The organism is Streptomyces sp. NBRC 110035 (genome assembly GCF_000829695.1).
Classification (GTDB): Bacteria; Actinomycetota; Actinomycetes; order Streptomycetales; family Streptomycetaceae; genus Streptomyces.
This window is the reverse complement of sequence record NZ_BBNN01000081.1, coordinates 1-4,259: the sequence shown is the minus strand read 5'-3', so window position 1 is coordinate 4,259 and position 4,259 is coordinate 1. Positions and strand designations below refer to the sequence as shown.

1 protein-coding gene is annotated in these 4,259 nt (G+C 74.2%); it reads right to left on the bottom strand.

Translation table 11 applies throughout. The features are described from left to right. Positions 1–4,259 (bottom strand): type I polyketide synthase (locus tag TU30_RS32650; RefSeq protein ID WP_042177235.1); only part of this gene is annotated, 4,259 nt, incomplete at both ends.

Below are 4,259 nucleotides of genomic sequence, written 5' to 3'. Positions count from 1 at the left end.
CAGCTCCGCCAACTCCGCCTCGATACGCTCCACATGAGCCGAATGCGACGCGTAGTCCACCGCCACCCGACGCGCCCGCACACCCTGCGCCTCACACACCACCAGCAACTCGTCCAACGCGTCCGCGTCACCCGACACCACCACCGACGACGGCCCGTTCACCGCCGCCACCGACACCCGGCCCTCCCACCGGCCGACCAACTCCCCCACCACCGACACACCACACGCCACCGACACCATGCCACCCAGACCCGACAGAGCACGCAACGCACGCGAACGCAACGCCACCACCAGCGCCGCATCCTCCAACGACAACCCACCCGCCACACACGCCGCCGCGATCTCACCCTGCGAATGACCCACCACCGCAGCCGGCTCCACCCCGCACGAACGCCACACCTCCGCCAACGACACCATCACCGCCCACAACACCGGCTGCACCACATCCACCCGCTCCCACGACGCGGCACCCTCCACACCCCCCACCACATCAAGCAACGACCACTCGACATGAGGCGACAGAGCAGCCGCGCACTCCGCCATACGGGCGGCGAACACCGGCGAGGTCTCCAGGAGTTCGACGGCCATGCCGACCCACTGCGAACCCTGGCCCGGGAAGACGAACACAACGCCCGGTCCGGTCTCGGCGACGCCGTTCACGACGCGGGCGGACGGCTCGTCGGCGGCGAGCGCGTCGAGTCCGGCGAGCAGGTCCTCGGGACCGCTGCCGACGACGACCGAGCGGTGCTCCATCGCGACCCGGGTCGACACCAGCGAGTGCGCCACGTCCAGCGCACCCGCGCCACTGCCGCGCACGGACGCCGCCAGCCGCCCGGCCTGCTCCCGCACCGCCTCACGCGACTTCGCCGACACCACCCACGGCAGCCACGCCGGGGCCCGGACCGCTTCGGTGAGGACGCCGTCCGTCTCCGCGACCGGGTCCCCGGCCCCGTCGGCCGGCTCGGGTTCCGGGGCCTGTTCGAGGATGAGGTGGCCGTTGGTGCCGCTGATGCCGAAGGAGGACACGGCGGCGCGGCGGGGGTGGTCGGCGTCCGGCCAGTCGGTGGCCTCGGTGACCAGGCGGACGGCACCGCCGGACCAGTCGACGACCGAGGTGGGTTCGGTGATGTGCAGGCTCTTGGGCACCATGCCGTGCCGCATCGCGAGCACCATCTTCATCATGCCGCCGACTCCGGCGGCGGCCTGGGTGTGGCCGATGTTCGACTTCAGCGAGCCGAGCAGCAGCGGCCGGTCGGCGGGACGGCCCTGGCCGTAGGTGGCCAGCAGGGCCTGGGCCTCGATCGGGTCGCCGAGCGGGGTGCCGGTGCCGTGCGCCTCGACGACGTCGACGTCGGCGGCGGACAGTCCGGCGTTGGCGAGGGCCTGGCGGATGACACGCTGCTGGGAGGGTCCGTTGGGTGCGGTGAGGCCGTTGGAGGCACCGTCCTGGTTGAGGGCGGAGCCGCGCACCACGGCGAGGACGGGGTGGCCGTTGCGGCGGGCGTCGGAGAGCCGCTCCAGCAGGACCATGCCGACGCCCTCGGCGAAGCCCATGCCGTCGGCGCCCTCGGCGAACGCCTTGCAGCGGCCGTCGGGGGCGAGGCCGCGCTGCCGGGAGAACTCCACGTAGGGCTCGGGGGTGGACATGATGGTGACGCCGCCGGCCAGGGCCATGGTGCACTCGCCGGTGCGCAGCGACTGCAGGGCCAGGTGCAGGGCGACCATGGAGGACGAGCAGCCGGTGTCCATGGTGACGGCGGGGCCCTCGAAGCCGTACGTGTAGGACAGCCGACCGGAGGCGATGCTGGAGGCGTTGCCGGTCATGAGGTGGCCGGCGAGCTGCTCCTGGGCGGCGGCACCGCCGAGGCGGACCTGGTAGTCGGTGTTGATGGTGCCGACGAAGACTCCGGTGGCGGTGGAGCGCAGGGTCCTTGGGTCGATGCCGGCACGTTCGAACGTCTCCCAGGAGGTCTCCAGCAGCAGGCGCTGCTGCGGGTCCATGGCCAGGGCCTCGCGCGGGGAGATCCCGAAGAACGCCGGGTCGAATCCGGCGACGTCCTGGATGAAGCCGCCCTCACGGCTGTAGGTGGTGCCCTGCCGCTCGGAGTCGGGGTCGTACAGGGAGTCGAGGTCCCAGCCGCGGTCGGCGGGCGGGGTGGACACCGCGTCGACCTCGGCGACCATCAGGTCCCAGAGTTCCTCGGGGCTGGTGACCCCTCCGGGGAAGCGGCAGGCCATGGCGACCACGGCCATCGGCTCGTCGGTGACGCCGGCCGCGACGACCACGGGTGCGGCGGTGCGCTGCTGTTCGCCGAGCAGCCGGCCCTTGAGGTGGTCGACGACGGCGACGGTGTTGGGGTGGTCGAACAGGAGTGTCGTGGGCAGCTTGACGTCGGTGGCGGCGGTGATGCGGTTGCGCACCTCGACGGCGGTGAGCGAGTCGAAGCCCAGGTCCTTGAAGGCGCGGTGCACGTCGACGGCCTCGGGCGAGGCGTAGCGCAGGGCGGTGGCGACCTCGGCGCGGACCAGGTCGGTGAGCAGACGGTCCTGGTCGGCGGGGGCGAGGCCGCGCAACCGGTCGTGCAGGGCGTGGGTGTCGGGCGCGGCGGCCTTCGCGGCCTGCAGGGCGCGGCGGACCTCGGGCAGGTCACCGATGAGAGGGCTGGGCCGGGCGGCGGTCAGGACGCCGGCGTACGACGGCCAGTCGACGTCGACGACGGTGGCGTGCGAGGCGCCCTCGGTGACGGCGGCGCGCAGCGCGGCGACGGCGGTGTCGGGCGCCATCGGGGTGAGTCCGTCGTGGCGCATCCGGTCGGTGAGGACGTCGGCGGTGGCCATGCCGGCGTCGGCCCAGGGGCCCCAGGCGACGGAGGTGGCGGGCAGGCCGGCGGCGCGGCGCTGCTCGGCGACGGCGTCGAGGTAGGCGTTGGCGGCGGCGTAGTTGGCCTGTCCGGCGTTGCCGAGGACGCCGACGACGGAGGAGAACAGCACGAACATCGACAGGTCGTGGTCGCGGGTGAGTTCGTGCAGGTTGGCGGTTCCGAGGGTCTTGGGGCGCAGGACGGCGTCGAAGCGGTCCGGAGTGAGGGCGTCGAGGACGCCGTCGTCGAGGACGCCCGCGGCGTGGACGACGCCGGTGAGCGGCAGGTCGGCGGGGAGGGACTCGAGGAGCCCGGCGAGCTGGTCGCGGTCGGCGACGTCGCAGTCGGCAACGGTGACGCGGGCGCCGTGGGCGGTGAGGTCGGCGGTGAGGTCGGCGACACCGGGCGCGTCGGGACCGCGGCGGCTGGAGAGGACCAGGTGCCGGGTGCCGGCGGCTGCCAGGGAGCGGGCGACGTGGGCGCCGAGGGCGCCGGTGCCGCCGGTGATCAGGACGGTGTCGTGGGCCGCCCAGGCGCCGGTGGGGTCGGTGTCCCCGGCGGGCTCGGGCAGCGGCATCCGGGCGAGCCGGCGGGCGTAGGAGCCGGAGGCGCGCACGGCGAGCTGGTCCTCGGTGCCGTCGAGGAGGCCGGGGAGGCGGTCGAGGGCACGCGGGTCGGGGGTGGGCGGCAGGTCGACGAGTCCGCCCCAGGTGTCCGGCAGTTCGAAGGCGACGGCGCGGCCGAAGCCCCAGGTCTCGGCCTGGACGGGAGAGGTCAGCGGGTCCCGGCTGTCGACGGAGACGGCGCCGCGGGTGATCGCCCACAGGCGGGTGCCGGTGCCGGACAGCGCGTGCGTCAGGTCCTTGGCTGCGGTGAGGCCGCGCGGTACGGCGGGGTGGTCGGGGTGCGGCCGCTCGTCGAGGGCGAGTAGCGACAGCACTCCGGCGGGGTCCCCTCCGTCGGAGGTGGTGAGCAGGGCGGTGAGGGCGGCGGTGTCCTCGGCGCCGGTCAGGTCGTGGCGTTCGACGCGCAGTCCGCGGGCGGTGAGGGCGGCGAGGACGTCGTCGACCCAGGGGTCGTCGGCGTGCCCGGCCGGGACGAGCGCGGGCCAGCGGCCGGCGGGGACGGGTCCGGCGGCACCGGTCAGCGGCATCCAGTGGACGCGGTGGCGCCAGGAGTCGAGGGTGGTGCGCAGGGCGCGGCGGCGGCGCCAGGAGGCGAGTGCGGGCAGCAGGCTGCTGAAGGCTTCGGTGTCGTCGCCGGTGATGTCCAGGACGGTGGACAGACGGGTGACGTCACCGCTCTCGACGGCGGACCAGAACTCGCCGTCGGCGGGGTCGCTGCCGGTGCCGGCCGGCCGGTCGGTCTCGTCGGGGGTGAGCCAGTACCACTCGCGGC